We start from the raw sequence: 18024 nt of genomic DNA, 5'->3' as shown, positions 1-18024 counted from the left end.
CCAACCCGGGAACCAATGGTTGGCGGTATTTTTATGGCGTAATCCAATAAACGAAGTGCAAAATCCAACAAACAAAGGCGATAATCCAACAAACGAAGTGAACAATCCAACAAACGAAGACGGTAATCCAACAAACGCCGATGAAAATCCAAAAATCACCTTCACGAAGCCTTTTTAATCGATATCAACCCAAACAAAATTAGTTCCAAAACAAAAACACACGGGATTTCACCGTGTGCTCTTTATAATTGCTATTCTTCTTTATAAAATCGATCGCCTGTATTGGGGTTATAGTAGACACGTTCTTTTTTTCCGGTAGTCGGATCGATCGAAATTTCGTCTGTCCAAATATAACCAGAAGGTACTTTGGATGTGCTGTTTTTCTTATATCGCTTATCATAGTACAGCCATGAAAGTATGAATAAAATGATAAGTGCGACAAAACAAAGGATCTGCCAGCCGATAAATAGGTTGAGCGCCGTCATTCTTTTTCTGCAACAACAGCCGTTCCGTATGCAACGATCTCGCTCATGTTGTTGCCCATTTCGCCAGAGTCAAAACGCATCATGATGATAGCATTTGCTCCCATTTCGGAAGCGTTTTTTACCATGCGATCGATCGCTTGTTTACGAGCATCCTCTAACATGGAGGTGTACTCTTTAATCTCTCCGCCTAATATCCCGCGAAGTCCTGCCATGATGTCGCCGCCGATTCCTCTAGCACGTACAACAACACCGAATGTAGAACCTTTTACTTCTTTTATTTCGTAACCTTTAATGTTTTCCGTAGTGACAACGATCATCAACAGAAACCCCCTATTATTTTTCTACTCATTCAAACGAATAAACAAGCTTTAAGTTTCATTACTATAATATGATTTTGCCTGGATTCAATATGTTATTTGGATCCAATTGTTTTTTTATACCGCTCATGATCGGCAGTGTATCCGCATGTTCTTCTGCTAAATATTTCGCTTTTCCGATACCAATTCCATGTTCACCCGTGCATGTTCCACCTTTTTGAAGGGCATAGTTCACAATACCGGCATTTACCTTGTCCGCTTTTTCACGCTCCAGTAAGTCGTTTGGATCGTACATCAGAATCGCATGGAAATTTCCGTCACCCACATGGCCCAATACAGCACCTGGAACTCCAACAGTATCCATCACTTCCCTTGCATTAACTATAGCGCCTGATAGTTCAGACAATGGGAGACAAACATCTGTGAACATCATCGACTTCCCTGGAAAACCATGTTTAAATGCATATGCTAAATGGTGGCGTGCTTCCCAAAGTTTTGCTCTCGCTAATGAGTCTCGTTCTTCCACCCATTCGATGCCACCGAAACTTTCCAGCAATTCTTTTGTTAAAGCAGCCTCATATGCAACACTCGCAGGATTTCCTTGGAATTCCAAGAAAAGAGTAGGTGCCTCGGTGTAAGAGGTATCGCTGTTTTTGTTTACTTGTACAATCGAACGTTCATCAACAAGCTCCATCCGTGCAATCCCAGTTCCAGATCCAAGAACAGAGGCAGCCGCTTCAACGGCAGATTGCACAGAATCGAACGTACAACGAGCCGCAAGAATCGCTTCAGGAATGCCATAAACTTTTAGTGTGATTTCTGAAAAAACACCGAGAGTTCCCTCTGAACCTACAAACATACTGGTCAGATGATAGCCTGCAGATGATTTTGCAGCTAATCCGCCAGTATTGATGACTTTACCATCAGCTAGAACAACTTTGAGATTACGGACTTGATCACGCATGATTCCATATTTTACACTCGTTGTTCCGCTCGCATTTGTTGCAGCCATTCCACCGATTGTCGCGTCTGCACCTGGATCAACAGGAAAGAATAAGCCGTATTTTTTTAAAGCGAGGTTTAGCTGAGTTCGAGTTACACCAGGCTGAACTTTTACTAAAAAGTCTTCAGGGCGCACTTCGAGGACTTGGTTCATCTCTTGAAAATTAAGTGAAATTCCGCCTTTTACAGGGATACAATGACCTTCGAGGCTTGAACCTGCTCCAAAAGGCACGACAGGAATTTTATGTTCGTTTGCGAATGACATAATAGAAGAAATTTCTTCAGTAGAAGAAGGGTATACGACTACATCAGGTGAAACAGGTGTATGATAGGATTCATCACGGCTATGCTGCTGTAAAATCGTTTCATTTTGGGTAGCTCGTTTTTCAGATGTGCGTTTTTTCATTTCGAGTAATAAATCAACTTGTGCAGTCTTCAAGAAACACACTCCTTTTTTTAGGGTATAGGTATATTTTACATACAAGTAAGCAAAAATCCTTTAAATAACATGAAAATCGACAAAAATGCCTAAACTAAGGATTGAGGTGATGAACGGTGCTGAAAAGAAAGAATTTATGGCATGGTATACTTTTAACAATATGTTTCACGATAGCCATTTCGGGCTGTGGAATGAATAACAGCTCAAACCAATCCGAGGGGAGAGAAGAACCGGTAATGGGTGATGGGAAAAAAAGTGAGAATCCAAAGCGGCCAGAACACCAGCAAAACGGAATTGCAGCCGGCAGGATTGAATCTGCATTGCAGCTGCAAGAAACTCAGAATGAAAAGGGAATCCTTTTTCGCTATACGTTAAAAAATCAAACGGAAAAAGAAAAAGAATTTCATTTTTCAACAAGTCAAAAATTTGATTATGTGATTAAAGACAGCAACGGGAAAGTGATCTACCAATATTCAAAGAATCATATGTTCATGCAAGTTTTGTCTTCATTGAGATTGAAACAAGGAGATACATTTAAACAAGATCTATTAGTTAAAAATTTAGAGCCTGGTTCCTATGAATTGGAAGTTTGGTTAACACCAAAAGGGGAAACAGAAGATTATCGACAAAAAATCACTTTTAAATGGCAGTAAAATAGGGAAAAGATGAGTTAAGAGCTTATCTTTTCTTTTTTTATTTCCAGTAAAAACAAAATACTTGAAAGTCAAAAAAGGTCAAAGTATAATGTGATTAAAGATGAATGGTCAAAGAAGGTCAGAGTTAAACTTTCGTCAGCCATTTCTCAATCTAACAAATCAATTAATTATAGGGGGTTACAAATATGCGTTGTGAACAATGTGAAGTTAATCCTGCTACGATCCAGATGAGTATTTCAATGAACAAAGAGAAGAAGCAATTTGTACTTTGCTCTAATTGCTATCATAAAGTAAAACAAGAAATGAACAGCGGAGGAGGAGTAAACATGAACTTTTCTTCTTTCGATGATATATTCCAACAAATGATGAATGGTCAAGCATTTAATGACCAGCACATTGAAAAGCAGGAACAAACTCAAAAAGGAAAACGCAGCGGAGGCTTTTTAGATAAATTTGGACGTAACTTATCAGACGCGGCAAAAGCAGGAATTATTGATCCAGTCATCGGCAGAGATGACGAAATTCGAAGAGTGATTGAAATTTTAAACAGACGTACGAAAAACAACCCGGTCTTAATCGGGGAACCAGGTGTAGGTAAGACAGCGATAGCAGAAGGTCTGGCAACAAAAATCGTTGAAGGCAATGTGCCAGCTAAACTGCTGAACAAAGAAGTGTACTTACTTGATGTGGCATCACTTGTTGCAGATACTGGTGTAAGAGGCCAGTTTGAAGAACGAATGAAACAACTAATCGCTGAACTGCAAAAGAGAAAGAACGTCATTTTATTCGTTGATGAAGTCCACCAGATCGTTGGTGCAGGATCTGCTGAAGGGTCAATGGATGCAGGTAATATTTTGAAACCGGCACTTGCTCGCGGTGAACTTCAAATGGTTGGTGCGACTACATTAAAAGAATATAGACAGATCGAAAAAGATGCTGCATTAGAAAGACGATTCCAGCCGGTTATTGTTAACGAACCGACTGCGGATGAAGCCTTTGAAATTTTAAAAGGGCTGGCACCTCGATACGAAGAATACCATCAAGTGAAGTTTACAGAAGAAGCTTTGATGGCTTGTGTTCAGTTATCACAACGTTACATCCAAGATCGATTCTTGCCTGACAAAGCAATTGATTTAATGGATGAAGCAGGTTCAAAGAGCAATCTTAAATACATTACAATTGAAAAATCAACTGTAGAAGAGCGTCTAGAACAGATCGTTAAGGAAAAAGAAAAAGCTGCAACAGATGAAAACTATGAACTAGCAGCCAGACTTCGCCAAGAAGAGCTTGTGCTGGAAGAAAACTTAAAATCACAAGAAAATGATAAAGAGGCAGCAATTGTTCAAGTGGAAGACATTCAACATATTGTCGAAACGAAAACGGGAATTCCGGTTCGTAAATTGCAGCATGATGAACAATCTAAAATGAAAGAACTTGCCGAAAAATTATCATCACAAGTCATTGGTCAGACAGAAGCGGTTGAAAAGGTGGCAAAAGCGATCCGCAGAAGCCGTGCAGGCCTAAAAGCGAAAAAACGTCCGATCGGATCGTTCTTGTTTGTCGGACCGACAGGTGTAGGTAAGACAGAACTTACGAAAACTCTAGCAAAAGAACTTTTCGGTGATGAAGACAGCATGATCCGTTTAGACATGAGCGAATATATGGAAAAACACGCCGTTTCCAAGCTTATTGGTTCACCTCCAGGATATGTTGGACACGAAGAAGCGGGACAGCTGACTGAACTGGTTCGCCGTAAGCCATACAGCATTTTGTTATTAGACGAAATCGAAAAGGCTCATCCTGATGTACAGCATATGTTCCTTCAAATCATGGAAGATGGGCGGTTAACTGACAGCCAAGGACGTACAGTAAGTTTTAAGGATACCGTTATTATTATGACAAGTAATGCAGGCGCTGGTGCTAAACAAACTAAGAAACTCGGATTCAACCAAGAACAAGTTGAGAAGGAAACACAAATTCTTGATTCGTTGGGAGGCTATTTCAAGCCAGAGTTTCTCAACCGTTTTGACAGCATCGTTCAGTTTCAGTCGCTAAAAGAAGAACATCTTGTGAAGATTGTAGACTTAATGCTCGAGGAGCTTTCAGAGCAATTGAAAGAGCAAAACATCTCAATCTCTGTAACTTCTGCTGTAAAACAAAAGTTGGCGAAATTAGGCTACCACCCAGCATTTGGGGCAAGACCATTACGCCGTATCATTCAAGAACAGATCGAGGATAAAATAGCGGATGTTTTATTAGATGAAGAAGCATTAGAAAAACTAGTGGTTAATGTAGTAGATGGACAGATTGTGGTTAAGAAAGCTTAAAAACAATAAAACCTTGCAAGGGAGTTTTTCCTCCTGCAAGGTTTTTATTTTATATTTTATGGACTGATAACATCAGCAGTAAAACAAGATTTCTTTACATACATACAAATTCATCTATACAATAGGATAAACGAAAAAATAAGCCATGCGCCGTGCATGGCAGGATTAAACACAAATAAATCTCTATGTTCTTTAAGAGTTGTCTTTGGAGCGGATAATGGTAAGAACAAGCATTGAAAAACCAATCATTAACGACATCGCTTCAAATACTGTCATACAAAATCCCCCCTTAATAAAATAGGTGCTAGAACTCGTACAGAAATTAGAGAAGGAAAACTATTGTATAATTTCCATTTTATCCCGATTTGTATTTTGAAACAAGAATCCTAATGACTATTTCTCAATAACGATATTAGGTATATGGGTTTATTTTCCTAATATGTTTTCTACATAAAAGTTATTTTATTTTTACAAGGAAATGATAATAGTGAAATAGACCTATCAATTATACAATTTACTTATCCAAAAACAGGTGTTGCAAGCAAAAGAGCAATTAGGAAGATGAAGACACCAAATAAAAACAGCAAACTTTTTCTAGCCATTTTTTTCAATCCCCCTTTGTGTATTTCAATGTATAGAAAAAAGGGGAGCTTCATGACAATTATTTAGGGAAAATTTCGAGGAGGAATATGGATTGGATACATCTTATGTTTGGTATGTGAGTTATGGTTCAAACTTAATGGAACATCGATTTTTATGCTATATACTTGGTGAGCAGCCGGAAGGATCCACACTTAAAGAAAGAGGATGCCGAAACCCTGCGAAACCATTGCAGATTGGAAAAGCTATTTTGCCATATCCTCTTTATTTTGCAGGGAAACGTACGAAGTGGGGAGATGGCGGAGTTGCTTTTATTGGCCATGAAAAGAATGATAAATATAAAACGTTAGGCCGTAAATATTTGGTTACTTCTGAACAATTTTTAGATGTGACTGCTCAAGAAAATAGTTGTGAAGAAATCGAGGCAGATTTAGAGGAAGTAAAGGAAAAAGGGTTTATACATGTGGAGGGTGCCGGATGGTATGGCCGAATGGTTTATGTTGGGGAAGAAGAAGGATATCCAATGGTTACCTTTACGTCAAATCTAGACATCGATGAGCAGCCATTAAACAGTCCGCCAGTGCCTTACATGATGACAATCGCGAAAGGTTTGTGCCAAATCGGTTTATCAAAAGAAGAAGCTGTAACTTATTTTGCCGAATGTCCTGGTATTAAAGGGAATATGGAAGAAGAGGAAATATTAAATATCATCGATTCACTATTTTAATGTGACAAAAGGTTTATGCGTTGAAGCATAAAAGAGGATGATTACCGTTTATCGGAATGTATGTAGGCCAAGCGGTATATGACTTATGGAGCTTTCAAGCATGTAATCTTCGTGAGATAATGAAGTCCCCTATACATAGAGAGGTGCTTTCTACATGATGAAGCACCTCTTTTTTTATGCGTTTTTTTATGCATTCACTTCAAGTCTTGTTATGGAAATGATCGTTTCAGAGCAATTAAACTGACTGGCGATTATATATTTCACTTGTTCATGGAGATTTGTATTTCCAGGTTCTAAATCTACAACAACATTACCTTGCGTAATCTGTTCCTGGCCATGGCTGAGTAGGAAATCGACAATAATTTTAGCCATCTGTTTTCTCCTTTTTTATTTGGTGTTTTACCTATTGTTGAGATATTCGAAAAAGTTTTGAAAATAATGTCTGTTTTCTATGAAATCAGGTGAAAAGTATCGAACTAATCTGAATATTTCCATTTTCCTTACTTTTATCACAGGTTATTCCACTTTGATGGAGAAATTTATAGGAAGAAGGTCAGGTGAACTTTTCGAGGGGGAGTCAATGGTGGAGGTCGTTCTTCAGAAAAAGAGCAAACGGAGAAGATTGACGTGGAAAAAGAGTTTAGTAATGATCAGTGTTGCTATAATTGTTATCATTGGCGCAGCTTTCGGATCCGCCTATTATTTGCTGCATAAAAGTCTGCCGCAAATTAGCGGAGCGATTTCTTTAAACGGCCTGGATGCTGAGGTTAATGTACAAAGAGACAAAAACGGTGTTCCCCATATTAATGCAAAAAATATGAAGGACCTCTTTATGGCTCAAGGATTTGTAACTGCTCAAGACAGAATGTTTCAGATGGACTTAAGCCGCCGTCAAGCATCTGGTATGTTAAGTGAAGTGATAGGTGAAAAAACGCTGCAGCGCGACCGGTTTTTTAGAACACTTGGGTTACGAAGAGCTGCAGAAGCATCCTACAATGAATATTCTTCAGAAGCAAAGCAATATCTTCAATGGTATGCAGATGGAGTGAATGCCTATCTTAAAAAAGCAAAGAAAAACAATACATTGCCGATTGAGTTTACCCTTGTTGGCTATGAACCAAAGATTTGGACACCGACAGATTCACTTGTGATTGGAAAATATATGGCATTTGATCTTGGAGGTCACTGGGAGGGTCAAGCGTTCCGTTACTATTTAATGGAAACCTTTAATAAAGAAAAAGCGCTCGATTTGTTTCCGGGCTATCCAGCAGATGCACCTGCGATTATAGATGATTTAAAGAAAAGCGGAATCAATTTTGAAAAAAGTTTTGCTGATGCTGTTATTCCTGACTTTAGTAATGGAAGCAATAACTGGGTTGTTTCAGGCAGTAAAACAAAGTCAGGAAAGCCTCTTCTAGCAAATGACCCTCACTTGCAGCTTGGAACACCAGCGATTTGGTACCAATCCGAATTAAGTGCACCAGATTATAATGTAAGCGGAGTAATCTTTGCAGGAATACCAGGCATTATCGTCGGTCACAATGACACAATCGCATGGGGTGTAACAAACGTAGGTCCAGATGTACAAGAATTATATGTAGAAAAAAGAAATCCTAAAAACCCAAATGAATTTCAGTATATGGCGAATTGGGAAAAAGCAACAATCATAAATGAAGTGATTAAAGTTAAAGACAAACCTGATATAAACCATGAGGTGGTAATTACTCGACATGGTCCGGTTATTTCAGAGTTTGCCCATCATGATCAGCCAGGTGAAGCGCTGGCTTTACAGTGGACGGCACTTCAGCCATCCAAAGAACTTGAAGCAGTTATTCAGATGAATCGATCAAAAAACTGGGAGCAATTTGAAAAAGCGCTTCAGTCTTTCCATACTCCTGCTCAAAACTTTGTCTTTGCCAGTAAGGACGGTACAATTGCTTACAAAGCGAACGGACTGATTCCGGTTCGCAAGCAAAAATATACATCTTTGCCTGTACCGGGCTGGACAGATGAGTATGAATGGAATGGCTACATCCCTTGGGACAAGCTGCCGACTGTAGTGAATCCGGTGAAAGGTTTTGTAGCAACAGCCAACAACAAAGTGACAGATGACTCTTATCCATATCATATTACTGACTCATTCGCACAGCCCTACAGAGAAGAGCGAATCGTGGAAGTGCTGGAACAAAACAAGAAGTTTACGGCAAAAGATATGCAAGCGCTGCAGTTTGATCAATACGATAAACAAGCAGAAGAACTGCTGCCGATATTAATAGAACAGCTGGAAAAGGACCCTCTGGATAAAAGGGAGAAAAAAGCGATAGCAGTATTGAAGAAATGGAATTTGAAGGACAGTAAAGATAGTGCTGCACCGCTTATTTTCCATAGATGGATGGAAGCGTTCAGCGATGAACTCTTTCAAGATGAAATCAGCGAAGATATGCTTAAAATGTTTGATGGGCGTGAGCAGGTTGTTGACGAATTAATTCGCAAAGCATACGCAGGAAACCCTGGCCCATGGATAAAAGAACACGGCGGACTTGAAAACGTAACAAACAAATCGTTCACTCATGTCATGAATGAACTTACTGATCAATACGGTGATGATCTTACAAAATGGAAGTGGGGTTCTTTTCATTCACTTACTTTTGAGCATCCGTTATCTGCTATCAAGCCTCTGAATCTTTTATTTAATCCGGAGACGGAAGAAATGGGAGGAAGCAGAGTAACTGTAGGAGTCGCTGGATGGAACCGTGAGACGGGCAATGTAACTCATGGGGGAGCATGGCGGTATGTTATTGATATGGCAGACACAGCGAAAGCTTACCATGTTGTGGGTCCAGGTCAATCCGGACATGTCTTAAGCCCGTGGTACGATGATCAAGTTAAAGACTGGTCGAGCGGAAAGTACCATGTGACAGATACGATAGTTAAAGATTACGATGATGATGGTCATCTAGTATTAAAGCCTGACCAAGAAAAATAACAATAGTGGACACTTGTCTCAGTCAAAATAATAGGTTGGACATACCTTGTAGAGAAGGGGGAAAATCAGCAGGGAGGTTTAACCTTTGTCTTACGAAGTGTATCACATGTGCCGCCGTTATATTGGCAGGTCAGTTCTAATTACATGCACTGATGGAAAAAAGTATCATGGTATATTAAAACATGTTGACGATCATAAAGTATATATTTTGCCGTACAGAGACGGTATTTATGAAGATGACCGCTTTTTTGTACCAGCACTAATCGGCTTAACACTTGGTGCGATTGCTGGTTTTGCGCTAGCACCACGGCCATATCCAGTATATCCACCGCTTCCTTATCCCGGCTATGGGCCATATCCATATTGATGTTGAATGTGAGTTCTTCTTTTGTTATTTAGGAGAACTCTTATTTTTTGTTAATTGATAAGCGGTGAATCTCTTCGTCATCTTTGTTTCTGCGGTACTCACGTATGTGTAATACGCTTCTGCTCCTGCGATTACTCGTCGCAACTCGAGGTCTTCGTGCAATCTATGCTCGTCGTTCCTCGAAACTACATTTCCTCGACCTTCTTGCTGCTCCTGCGATTACTCGTCGCAAATCGTAGTCTTCGTGCAAGATTTGCTTTTTTCTGAATTAACAAATGATCTGGTTGATAAGCGGCGAATCTCTTCGTATCAAAACTTTTCGTGATTTTTGATTGAAGCCGGCAGGAAATATGAACATACAAATGGAAAATAACGTATACACATCAAATAAGAAGACTACCTTTCTATAGTAAGATTTTTTAGAGTCAAACAAAGGGGGACTTAATATGAAACTGGCTTTTTTGTTTCACCCGGTTAAAGACTTGCAAGAATCACAAAAATATTATGAAGGACTTGGTATGACTGAGGCTTGGAGGGAAGGTAACCATGTTTTAGGGTTAACCATGCCTGAAAGTGAAGTTCAGCTGATGATTGAAGAGGATGAGCATGAGTTAGGTCCGGGAGGCGTTTTCCTCGTTGACAGTGTGGATCACTTTTATGAAGAAAATGAATCAAGGTTAAACTTTATTAAAATGCCGTGTACCATTCCGCCGGGCAGATATGCGATTTATAAAGATGAAACTGGAAATCCGATCCGAATCATTGATTTTACAAATAAAGACTAACGGAAACGCTTGGCATGCCAAGCGTTTTTTATTTGCTATGGTGTCGAAATTTGTAAAAAGACTTAATTATTTTGAATTAGACTCAATTCGGTCTCAAACAGACTCTATAATTAGAAATTAGACTCAATTCGGTCTCAAACAGACTCAATTCTACCTCAATCAGACTTAATTCACCTGCAAGCAGACTTAAAAAAGGAATACACTTATAAGATGCTTATGATTATTCTTCGAGAAGTTCCTTTTATTATTCAAAACAAAAAAATACCGGCCTGCAGAAGCGGCCGATAGATATTAATGATAAAAATCAATGTCCTCGCTTAAATTTGGGTCAGACATGTCTCCTATGTAGTTTATTAAACTTTCGCCTTCAAAGTAATATGGTGAAGTATCCTCAAGCCAGCTCTGATATTCCTCGAAATCTTGATGAAAATCACCAGAAAAGAAGCGGTGAGCGATGTTGTTTGTTAATGTGTCGATAATTACGATACCTCTGTAGCTTTGCCGATCTGGTTCATCATAATCACATGCTATATAATAACTCATCTTTATCACCTCTTTAAATAGACAGTACTAATAATGTTGCAATATAGTCCTTTCTTCATACCATTATTTTAAAAATTGAACATACATTGAAACGGTAAGTCATAAAATACTTACTCATCATTCAAACTGGCTTAACAATCAGGCTGTATGATTTTTATGATGTGGTTGAAATGAGGGAAGAGGAGATGAAGAGTTATTTTATGATCCAGGAGAGAATCGAACCAAAGTGGATCCATGAAATGGTTAGAAAAGCAAATGAGTATGAAAACTGCGAGATTTTTTTGGAATGTCATACGCTAAAAGTTAATGCAAAGAGTCAATTAAGCATGAGTCTATTGAATGGAATGCAAGGGCTTTGTTGTGTATATGCAAGCGGAGAAAATTGCAGAGATGCAGTAGAACAATTAAGGTCTATCGGTACGAGGGTACTTCCTTAAATAATTGCTATGTGAAAAAGGGCAGTTGCGCGCAGCTGCAGGTTAACGTCGATCGTATAAATCCAGCTGTCAGAATAGTAAACAAAGAGCAAAATTTAATGAGAAAAAAGTAAAGGCTGACGTATTATTTACGTCAGCTGGTTTTATGTCAGCGATTCAGCATGGTTTTTATAAAATCATCAACGAAGAATTTGTAATCAAATTTCAGGACAATATCTTGGAATGTTACATCTGGCAGGATTTCCGGCTTCGCCCGGAAATCAGCTATGCTAAGTCCTCTTGAAATACCGTCGTTTACGACAGAGACTTGTTTTGTTACTTTTTGTACTTTTTCAGGATTCATTATAGCCCATACTGTAAATAAGTCATGTAATGGTGTGCCTTCAATTCCTGGGATGAGTTTTTGGTAAGCTTGAAAATAAAAATCAAAAATGGATTTTATTAATTGACCAAATGGTGGCTTCATATTCTGAGCCAAGTAATCAATTGTTTCAGGTTTAATGATTGCATAATTAGTTACGTTGAGCGGAACGACTGTGACGTGGCTGGCCTGAGCCAATACAATGTTAGTTGAGACGGGGTCACCGTGGAAATTCGCCTCAGCTATTGGTGTGACGTTTCCGGGAACTAAAAATGCACCGCCCATAATGTAGTACTCTTTTACTTTTTTCATTGTATCTTCGTTGAGGGTAAATGCTGTAGCTAATGAAGAATTCCTACCAACATCCACAATTGTGACATCTTCATAATAGTCAATTAATTTAAAAATCGTGCAAAATTCTAATAGCTGATCTGTTATATATTCAGGAGGATTGATGGGACCGAGTCCTTCTGCGCCATGAATTTCAGGATAATAGACATTTGCTTCACCTGTTACAGACCGAATAGCGCCTCCAATAACAGGGATATCTTTTCGATTTGCGAGTTCCAGCAAGTAGTAAGCATTTTGAGCTGTTTGTTTTCGGTTTACATTTCCATAACCTGCAACAATGCCGATGAGGTTAATGCTTGGATTGAATAAAGCATAGATAAGAGCAAGCGTATCGTCTATTCCTGGATCACCGAATAAAAGTATGTTCTTTTTCAAAATACTCATCCTTCTTTTATATGATTCTGTACTATATGACTTCATGCGATTCCGTGAAACTTATCTAGGAATAAAAAAGAAAAAGGACTTGTAATCTAATTTAAAGGGTCTAAAATGGAAGCATAAATAAAACGACCTCAATTTCATTGAACGGAAGAAAAGAAGGGATTTTTTTTGCAGAAGACCGTATTTTTATTAGTAGGAGCTTTATTGCAAGGAACGGCGATGGCTGTTTTTTTATTTCCGCATTTTATACCGTCAGGCGGAGTAGCTGGACTTGCTCTATTAAATGAACATTTTTTTAATATATCTCTTGCCCTTACATTATGGGTGATCAACTTCGGGCTGCTTCTCCTAGCAATAAAAAAACTTGGAAAACAAACAGCTTTATGGACCATTTTCTGTGTGGCAGTTACCTCAGTGACAGTAGATTGGCTGAGTGCAATCATAAATGAACCGGTCAACAGTGTGTTTCTGGATGTTTTATACGGAGCAGTTGTTTTTGGCACAGGTGTTGGCCTGTTGTTCCGATTTGGTGCTTCATCTGGCGGAATGGACATTATTGCATTAATTTTAGCAAAATGGACAGGGAAAAAGCCGGGAAACTTCTTGTTTTGGATCAATAGTGTTATATTGCTTCTGACTGCGCTGACGGCAGGTTATGAAATTATCTTATATGCTTTGATTTGTCAGTGGATTTCAACGAGGATTATCGATTTTGTGCGTACTGTGGAAGTGAAAAAGAAAACAAAGCAGTTTATGTAATAAAGGGGTGCCGGTCTTTAAACCAGCACCCATTTTCCGTTCAGTGTATTCTTTTTAGCAATCTACTTTATGGGCCCATGTCGTTCCTACGATAATGAGAAGGATAAATAGAACTACGATGATCGCAAAGCATCTTCCAGCTCCATAACCACCACCACAACCATACCCTCCATACCCCCCGCCATACATGGGAGCGTTTGCTAGTGAAGCATTTGCCATTGAAGCATTTACCGGTGAATTTGCATACATTCTAATATTCCTCCTTACAAATTTTAACTATCAACTTCGATACAGTATATGTATTAGGTGAAAACCGTGTATGGACAAATGCATAGTTTTATTACAAATAGGCGAAAGCGTATTTATGAAAAATTTGGATGTTATGTTTTTGTTTGATTGGGGTAACTATTAATCAAAGGAGGCGTTATCCATGCAAACCGCAAGCGCTGTAAGGACAACAAATAAGTTATTTAAAACTCAATCGTGGGCATTGATCGGGCTTGGTACTGGTGCATTGTTCTGGCTCTCTTTTAAACCAAACCGAATTAAAACGAAGATGAAATTAAAAGATATGAAGAGAAAGATTAGACCGCATGCAATCGAAGGTACTCAGCTTCCGATCAATAAAGCGGGTCATCCTGATCCAATGGATATAGATGACAACAAGATGGTAGAAGAAGGAGCAATGTACTCAGTCAACTATTATAATGATAAAAAGCAATAAAAAGGATGGAGCTGAATCCATCCTTTTTTCTTGTATAATTTTTTAATATGATGGTCAGAGTAATGGCATCCTTAAAGCTTTTTCTATGGGTGAAAAAGGAATGTAAGCAAAAGGAGAAATGAGTCGGATATTGTGAGATTAGGTCCTTGAATGAGGACTTTATGATGATAAAGTCATGTAAATATTTGTCCATAAATGTAACTTTATTTCTTCTTTTGTGGAAACTGTTTTCAAGTGTCATAAAACGGTTCATAATAGCGATAGGATAAATATGTTGTCAAAGAGGAGCCGATCTTGGTGGAAAAAAAAGAATGGGATAACTCTCTTTTAATGGAATGCATAAAAGAAAAGAAAGAAATGCTTGTCGTGCTGGCTTATGAAAATGGACTGACGAATTATAAAACGGTGAAATGCAGTCAAGAACTTGATGTTTTGTTGAACGTTTTTCAAAGGCAGTCATCCTGCTAATTATCGTTTATTAAGGATTAATTCATCTGTTAGCTGATCGATTCGAAATAATATGGCTTTTTTTGTGACTAAAGGATAGTTGCCGTGGAACTCAGATAAGAGTTCTCGAATCTCCTGGATCAGAGAAAGATCCTGGGGTGGGATGTTCTTAGCTGATTCAGCTTTTGCTTTAAAATAAATCAAATTATCCTTCACATGAACACCTCATTTTTAAAAATATGTTGGATACTACTTCCATATAATGGCCGTAATACCTTCTGAAAGTCGAAATGTTTCCTTTCTACAGCAGAATGTGACAGAATTATTTTATCGTTAAAACATCCATGTAGTGTAGGAGGAATAATAATGACCGCAATTAAATCGCTGCAAGACACAACAGTTCTGCATAATGGTGTAGAAATGCCATGGTTCGGGCTGGGTGTATTTAAAGTTGAAGAAGGACAAGAAGTTATTAATTCCGTAAAATGGGCAATTGAAGCTGGATACAAAAGTATCGATACAGCTGCGATTTACAAAAATGAAGAAGGTGTCGGACAAGCCATCAAGGAATCTGGCGTATCTCGTGAGGAACTATTCATCACGACAAAGGTTTGGAACAAAGATCAAGGCTACGAATCAACACTTGCTGCTTTTGAAACAAGTTTGGAAAAGCTTGGCCTGGAATACCTCGATCTATATTTGGTTCACTGGCCTGTAAAAGGAAAGTATAAGGAAACTTGGCGTGCATTAGAAAAGTTATATAAAGATGGAAAAGTAAAAGCAATCGGAGTTTCTAATTTTAAGGTTCACCATTTAGAAGATATTTTGGCTGATTGTGAAGTGAAGCCGATGGTGAATCAAGTAGAATACCATCCTCGCTTATCATTAAAAGATTTGCTTACATTCTGTAAGGAAAACCAAATTCAAATGGAAGCATGGAGTCCGCTTATGCAAGGAGAATTGCTGGACGAGCCAACGCTTGTTGAACTTGCTGACAAATATGGGAAATCGGTTGCGCAAGTGATTCTTCGCTGGGACCTGCAAAATGGAGTGGTTACCATTCCAAAATCAGTAAAACAGCACCGTATTGTTGAGAATGCAGACATTTTTGATTTTGAATTATCTGTTGATGATATGGCGAAAATAGACGCATTGAACGAAGACCGCCGAATCGGACCAGATCCAGATACTTTTGACTTTTAATTGAACTAAAAAGGGGGGTCTGTCCCGGGGACAGACCCCCTACAAATACATAACTTTTATTAGAGGCTGGCCAAAAGTTTTTTACTTTGGAACAGCCTCTTTCGATTTATAAAGGCTGTGTCGTTTTCAGGTGTACATTAAAGATGTGAAAATTAAACATTTGTTTAATTTAATCTTATTTTTGTTTGATCGATACCGTTTTTTGTTTGATTACCTATAATTTTTGTTTGATTCTTAATTTAATTCCTCTGTTGTGTTTTCCTGATGTAGAGTTTTTTATTTTTTAGCCCTTATACTGAATTTCCACTCATCGTTTTAAGTTCACCTCTCTGAATTGCCACTGATTATTAACCACGAAAGAAGATTTTCAGTTATAAGAGGCAGCAGGGTTCCCGTTTCCATCCTCATTGTTTAGGGAAAGGCTAAATAGAGTGGATTTCGTACAATAGAAAACCAGAATAAAGTCATTCGAATTTACGGATTAATATAGTTACTTGACAAAAGTAAGTGATATAATTTACACTTAACTTACAAAAGATAAGTTAGATAAATTGAAAGGATGTTTCTTTTTATGAAAACCGCAGGAATTCACCATATCACTGCTATTGTAGGAAATCCTCAAGAGAACGTGGACTTCTATGCAGGAGTGCTCGGTCTTAGACTTGTAAAGAAAACCGTTAACTTTGATGATCCAGGAACATATCATTTATATTTTGGAAACGAAACAGGTAAGCCCGGAACAATCATGACATTTTTTCCTTGGCCGGATGCTTATCGAGGCAGAGTCGGTTCAGGTCAAGTAGGAACGACAACATTTGTCGTGCCAGAAGGAGCACTTCCATTTTGGGAAGAGAGACTTGTTCAGTTTAAAGTAGAATATAAAAAAACAACTCGATTTCAAGAAGAGTCTCTCCAATTCATAGATCCTCATGGCTTGCATTTAGAACTTGTAGCAAGACGCGAAGCTGAAAAGAGCGAATGGAGCTTTGGCGGTGTTAAACAAGAATATGCAATAAAAGGCTTCGGCGGGGCAATCTTACTTTCTGCAGCTCCTCAGCAAACAGCAGCAGTTTTAACTGATGTAATGGGGCTTGAAGATCTCGGCCAGGATGGAGACTATATCCGCTTTAAAGCAAATGGAGATTTAGGGAACATTATTGATATCAAATTATCTCCAGAACCAAGAGGAATTAGCGGAGTAGGGACAGTTCACCATATCGCATGGAGAGCAAAAGACTATGATGAGCATAAAGAGTGGCAGGAGTATGTGAGTTCAAACGAATTGCATGTAACTGACATCATTGACCGTCAATATTTTAACGCGATCTATTTCCGGGAAGAGGGACACATCTTATTTGAAATAGCAACTGATCCGCCAGGTTTTACACGTGATGAAACAGAAGAAGAATTGGGCCGGAAATTACTTCTTCCGCCTTGGCTCGAAGAGCATCGTGAACAAATCGAAAATCACTTATTGCCAGCAGAAGCCAGAATTTTAGAGGAGGACAACTAATTGAAACATTTGTTTAAAAAAGGAACTGACGAATCGAAGCCGGTTTTATTGTTATTGCATGGAACTGGAGGTAACGAAGAAGATCTGCTAACTCTTGCAGAAATGATTTCACCCGAGTCTTCGGTTATAAGTGTTCGCGGAAATGTTTCTGAAAACGGGATGCCTCGGTTTTTCCGCCGTTTATCAGAAGGAGTTTTTGATGAAGAAGATCTTATTTTCCGAACGAAAGAACTGAATGACTTTGTAAACGAGTCTGCCAAGAAATACGATTTTGACCGGAGCAATGTTGTAGCTGTCGGATACTCGAACGGAGCAAACATCGCAGGCAGTTTAATTTTTCATTATGAAAATGCTTTAAAAGGAGCCATTCTCCATCATCCGATGGTACCGATAAGAGGAATCGAATTACCTGATCTCTCGAATTTGCCCATCTTTATTGGCGCGGGAAAAAATGATCCTATCTGTCCTCCCGAAGAAACGGAAGAACTTGATAAAATGTTAACTGAAGCGGGAGCGGCTGTACATGTGAAATGGGAGATGATGGGGCATCAGTTATCAAGATCAGAAGTGGAAGATGCAGCAGATTGGTTCAGCAAAAACTTTAATTAAAGCAG

Annotated in this window: 23 protein-coding genes; 14 read left to right on the top strand and 9 right to left on the bottom strand. The window is 38.7% G+C overall.

The features are described from left to right. Nucleotides 1–19 precede the first annotated feature (19 nt). A complete protein-coding gene (locus tag RGB74_RS15630) occupies nt 20–178 on the top strand; it encodes a hypothetical protein (RefSeq protein ID WP_310760220.1) in 159 nt (52 codons plus the stop codon). Nucleotides 179–251: 73 nt separating this feature from the next. Here the strand turns inward: RGB74_RS15630 and RGB74_RS15625 are convergent, their stop codons facing one another. The 3 genes from RGB74_RS15625 to RGB74_RS15615 form a co-directional block, all read right to left on the bottom strand. Then, nucleotides 252–485, bottom strand: coding sequence for a hypothetical protein (locus RGB74_RS15625; RefSeq protein WP_310760219.1), 234 nt, complete (start codon nt 483–485; stop codon nt 252–254). Further along, the gene (locus tag RGB74_RS15620) at nt 482–802 is read right to left on the bottom strand and encodes a YbjQ family protein (protein WP_310257353.1); all 321 of its coding nucleotides are present in this window, start codon (nt 800–802) and stop codon (nt 482–484) included. Before RGB74_RS15620 ends, RGB74_RS15625 begins: the two co-directional genes overlap by 4 nt. A gap of 64 nt (nt 803–866) precedes the next feature. After that, nucleotides 867–2210, bottom strand: a complete 1344-nt coding sequence (locus tag RGB74_RS15615; protein ID WP_310762903.1) for an FAD-binding oxidoreductase — start codon at nt 2208–2210, stop codon at nt 867–869. 149 nt (nt 2211–2359) lie between these two features. Here RGB74_RS15615 and RGB74_RS15610 point away from each other — a divergent pair, with 149 nt between their 5' ends. After that, on the top strand, nt 2360–2896 hold the full coding sequence (locus tag RGB74_RS15610; RefSeq protein ID WP_310760218.1) for a BsuPI-related putative proteinase inhibitor: 537 nt from the start codon (nt 2360–2362) through the stop codon (nt 2894–2896). A 188-nt stretch (nt 2897–3084) separates the two neighbouring features. Further along, the gene (locus RGB74_RS15605; RefSeq protein WP_310760217.1) at nt 3085–5226 is read left to right on the top strand and encodes an ATP-dependent Clp protease ATP-binding subunit; all 2142 of its coding nucleotides are present in this window, start codon (nt 3085–3087) and stop codon (nt 5224–5226) included. 192 nt (nt 5227–5418) lie between these two features. Here RGB74_RS15605 and RGB74_RS20150 read toward each other — a convergent pair whose 3' ends face one another. Beyond that, nucleotides 5419–5502 (bottom strand): putative holin-like toxin, encoded by an 84-nt coding sequence (locus RGB74_RS20150; protein ID WP_226536613.1) that lies wholly within the window; start codon nt 5500–5502, stop codon nt 5419–5421. A 418-nt stretch (nt 5503–5920) separates the two neighbouring features. On the opposite strand from RGB74_RS20150, the gene RGB74_RS15600 reads away from it, so the two are divergent. After that, nucleotides 5921–6553, top strand: a complete 633-nt coding sequence (locus RGB74_RS15600; RefSeq protein WP_310760216.1) for a hypothetical protein — start codon at nt 5921–5923, stop codon at nt 6551–6553. Nucleotides 6554–6739: 186 nt separating this feature from the next. Here the strand turns inward: RGB74_RS15600 and RGB74_RS15595 are convergent, their stop codons facing one another. Further along, a complete protein-coding gene (locus RGB74_RS15595) occupies nt 6740–6925 on the bottom strand; it encodes a hypothetical protein (protein ID WP_310760215.1) in 186 nt (61 codons plus the stop codon). Nucleotides 6926–7133: 208 nt separating this feature from the next. Here RGB74_RS15595 and RGB74_RS15590 point away from each other — a divergent pair, with 208 nt between their 5' ends. From RGB74_RS15590 to RGB74_RS15580, 3 genes are all read left to right on the top strand, one after another. After that, the gene (locus RGB74_RS15590) at nt 7134–9539 is read left to right on the top strand and encodes a penicillin acylase family protein (RefSeq protein WP_310760214.1); all 2406 of its coding nucleotides are present in this window, start codon (nt 7134–7136) and stop codon (nt 9537–9539) included. A gap of 85 nt (nt 9540–9624) precedes the next feature. Next, entirely contained in the window at nt 9625–9906 is a 282-nt protein-coding gene (locus tag RGB74_RS15585) for an LSm family protein (protein WP_310760213.1), read from the top strand. Between the two features lie 446 nt (nt 9907–10352). Continuing rightward, complete coding sequence (locus RGB74_RS15580) at nt 10353–10691, top strand: VOC family protein (RefSeq protein ID WP_310760212.1); 339 nt, start codon at nt 10353–10355, stop codon at nt 10689–10691. Between the two features lie 291 nt (nt 10692–10982). On the opposite strand, the gene RGB74_RS15575 is transcribed toward RGB74_RS15580, so the two are convergent. Further along, complete coding sequence (locus RGB74_RS15575) at nt 10983–11234, bottom strand: hypothetical protein (protein ID WP_310760211.1); 252 nt, start codon at nt 11232–11234, stop codon at nt 10983–10985. A 185-nt stretch (nt 11235–11419) separates the two neighbouring features. Between RGB74_RS15575 and RGB74_RS15570 the strand changes: the two genes are divergently transcribed. Next, nucleotides 11420–11671, top strand: a complete 252-nt coding sequence (locus RGB74_RS15570) for an HPr family phosphocarrier protein (RefSeq protein WP_310760210.1) — start codon at nt 11420–11422, stop codon at nt 11669–11671. Between the two features lie 148 nt (nt 11672–11819). On the opposite strand, the gene RGB74_RS15565 is transcribed toward RGB74_RS15570, so the two are convergent. Beyond that, on the bottom strand, nt 11820–12767 hold the full coding sequence (locus tag RGB74_RS15565; RefSeq protein WP_396135981.1) for a nucleoside hydrolase: 948 nt from the start codon (nt 12765–12767) through the stop codon (nt 11820–11822). A gap of 165 nt (nt 12768–12932) precedes the next feature. Here RGB74_RS15565 and RGB74_RS15560 point away from each other — a divergent pair, with 165 nt between their 5' ends. After that, nucleotides 12933–13523 carry a YitT family protein gene (locus RGB74_RS15560; protein WP_310760208.1) on the top strand — a complete coding sequence of 197 codons (591 nt, stop codon included), beginning with the start codon at nt 12933–12935 and terminating at the stop codon, nt 13521–13523. Nucleotides 13524–13577: 54 nt separating this feature from the next. Here the strand turns inward: RGB74_RS15560 and RGB74_RS15555 are convergent, their stop codons facing one another. Next, nucleotides 13578–13742: a YjcZ family sporulation protein gene (locus RGB74_RS15555; protein WP_396136072.1), complete on the bottom strand. Its 165-nt coding sequence runs from the start codon at nt 13740–13742 to the stop codon at nt 13578–13580. 211 nt (nt 13743–13953) lie between these two features. Between RGB74_RS15555 and RGB74_RS15550 the strand changes: the two genes are divergently transcribed. Both RGB74_RS15550 and RGB74_RS15545 read left to right on the top strand, forming a co-directional pair. After that, a complete protein-coding gene (locus tag RGB74_RS15550) occupies nt 13954–14247 on the top strand; it encodes a hypothetical protein (protein WP_310760207.1) in 294 nt (97 codons plus the stop codon). Between the two features lie 297 nt (nt 14248–14544). Continuing rightward, entirely contained in the window at nt 14545–14715 is a 171-nt protein-coding gene (locus RGB74_RS15545; RefSeq protein ID WP_310760206.1) for an aspartyl-phosphate phosphatase Spo0E family protein, read from the top strand. On the opposite strand, the gene RGB74_RS15540 is transcribed toward RGB74_RS15545, so the two are convergent. Then, entirely contained in the window at nt 14716–14910 is a 195-nt protein-coding gene (locus tag RGB74_RS15540; RefSeq protein WP_310760205.1) for a hypothetical protein, read from the bottom strand. Nucleotides 14911–15060: 150 nt separating this feature from the next. On the opposite strand from RGB74_RS15540, the gene RGB74_RS15535 reads away from it, so the two are divergent. The 3 genes from RGB74_RS15535 to RGB74_RS15525 all read left to right on the top strand — a co-directional run bounded on the left by RGB74_RS15535 (nt 15061) and on the right by RGB74_RS15525 (nt 18019). Continuing rightward, complete coding sequence (locus RGB74_RS15535) at nt 15061–15897, top strand: aldo/keto reductase (RefSeq protein ID WP_310760204.1); 837 nt, start codon at nt 15061–15063, stop codon at nt 15895–15897. Nucleotides 15898–16468: 571 nt separating this feature from the next. Beyond that, nucleotides 16469–17410 (top strand): ring-cleaving dioxygenase, encoded by a 942-nt coding sequence (locus tag RGB74_RS15530; RefSeq protein ID WP_310760203.1) that lies wholly within the window; start codon nt 16469–16471, stop codon nt 17408–17410. Then, nucleotides 17411–18019: an alpha/beta hydrolase gene (locus tag RGB74_RS15525; protein ID WP_310760202.1), complete on the top strand. Its 609-nt coding sequence runs from the start codon at nt 17411–17413 to the stop codon at nt 18017–18019. The last annotated feature ends 5 nt before the right edge of the window (nt 18020–18024 follow it).

It is taken from the genome of Bacillus sp. NEB1478 (genome assembly GCF_031582965.1).
In the GTDB taxonomy this organism is placed as follows: Bacteria; Bacillota; Bacilli; order Bacillales; family Fictibacillaceae; genus Fictibacillus.
This window is presented reverse-complemented; position numbering and strand designations above follow the sequence as displayed.

What these genes read in the sequence shown, in the direction of transcription:
- RGB74_RS15625 (WP_310760219.1), bottom strand. Translation starts at nt 485, where the DNA reads ATGACGGCGCTCAACCTATTTATCGGCTGGCAGATCCTTTGTTTTGTC.
- RGB74_RS15620 (WP_310257353.1), bottom strand. Translation starts at nt 802, where the DNA reads ATGATCGTTGTCACTACGGAAAACATTAAAGGTTACGAAATAAAAGAA.
- RGB74_RS15615 (WP_310762903.1), bottom strand. Translation starts at nt 2,210, where the DNA reads ATGAAAAAACGCACATCTGAAAAACGAGCTACCCAAAATGAAACGATT.
- RGB74_RS15605 (WP_310760217.1), top strand. Translation starts at nt 3,085, where the DNA reads ATGCGTTGTGAACAATGTGAAGTTAATCCTGCTACGATCCAGATGAGT.
- RGB74_RS20150 (WP_226536613.1), bottom strand. Translation starts at nt 5,502, where the DNA reads ATGACAGTATTTGAAGCGATGTCGTTAATGATTGGTTTTTCAATGCTT.
- RGB74_RS15595 (WP_310760215.1), bottom strand. Translation starts at nt 6,925, where the DNA reads ATGGCTAAAATTATTGTCGATTTCCTACTCAGCCATGGCCAGGAACAG.
- RGB74_RS15590 (WP_310760214.1), top strand. Translation starts at nt 7,134, where the DNA reads ATGGTGGAGGTCGTTCTTCAGAAAAAGAGCAAACGGAGAAGATTGACG.
- RGB74_RS15580 (WP_310760212.1), top strand. Translation starts at nt 10,353, where the DNA reads ATGAAACTGGCTTTTTTGTTTCACCCGGTTAAAGACTTGCAAGAATCA.
- RGB74_RS15575 (WP_310760211.1), bottom strand. Translation starts at nt 11,234, where the DNA reads ATGAGTTATTATATAGCATGTGATTATGATGAACCAGATCGGCAAAGC.
- RGB74_RS15570 (WP_310760210.1), top strand. Translation starts at nt 11,420, where the DNA reads ATGAAGAGTTATTTTATGATCCAGGAGAGAATCGAACCAAAGTGGATC.
- RGB74_RS15565 (WP_396135981.1), bottom strand. Translation starts at nt 12,767, where the DNA reads ATGAGTATTTTGAAAAAGAACATACTTTTATTCGGTGATCCAGGAATA.
- RGB74_RS15555 (WP_396136072.1), bottom strand. Translation starts at nt 13,742, where the DNA reads ATGGCAAATGCTTCACTAGCAAACGCTCCCATGTATGGCGGGGGGTAT.
- RGB74_RS15550 (WP_310760207.1), top strand. Translation starts at nt 13,954, where the DNA reads ATGCAAACCGCAAGCGCTGTAAGGACAACAAATAAGTTATTTAAAACT.
- RGB74_RS15535 (WP_310760204.1), top strand. Translation starts at nt 15,061, where the DNA reads ATGACCGCAATTAAATCGCTGCAAGACACAACAGTTCTGCATAATGGT.
- RGB74_RS15530 (WP_310760203.1), top strand. Translation starts at nt 16,469, where the DNA reads ATGAAAACCGCAGGAATTCACCATATCACTGCTATTGTAGGAAATCCT.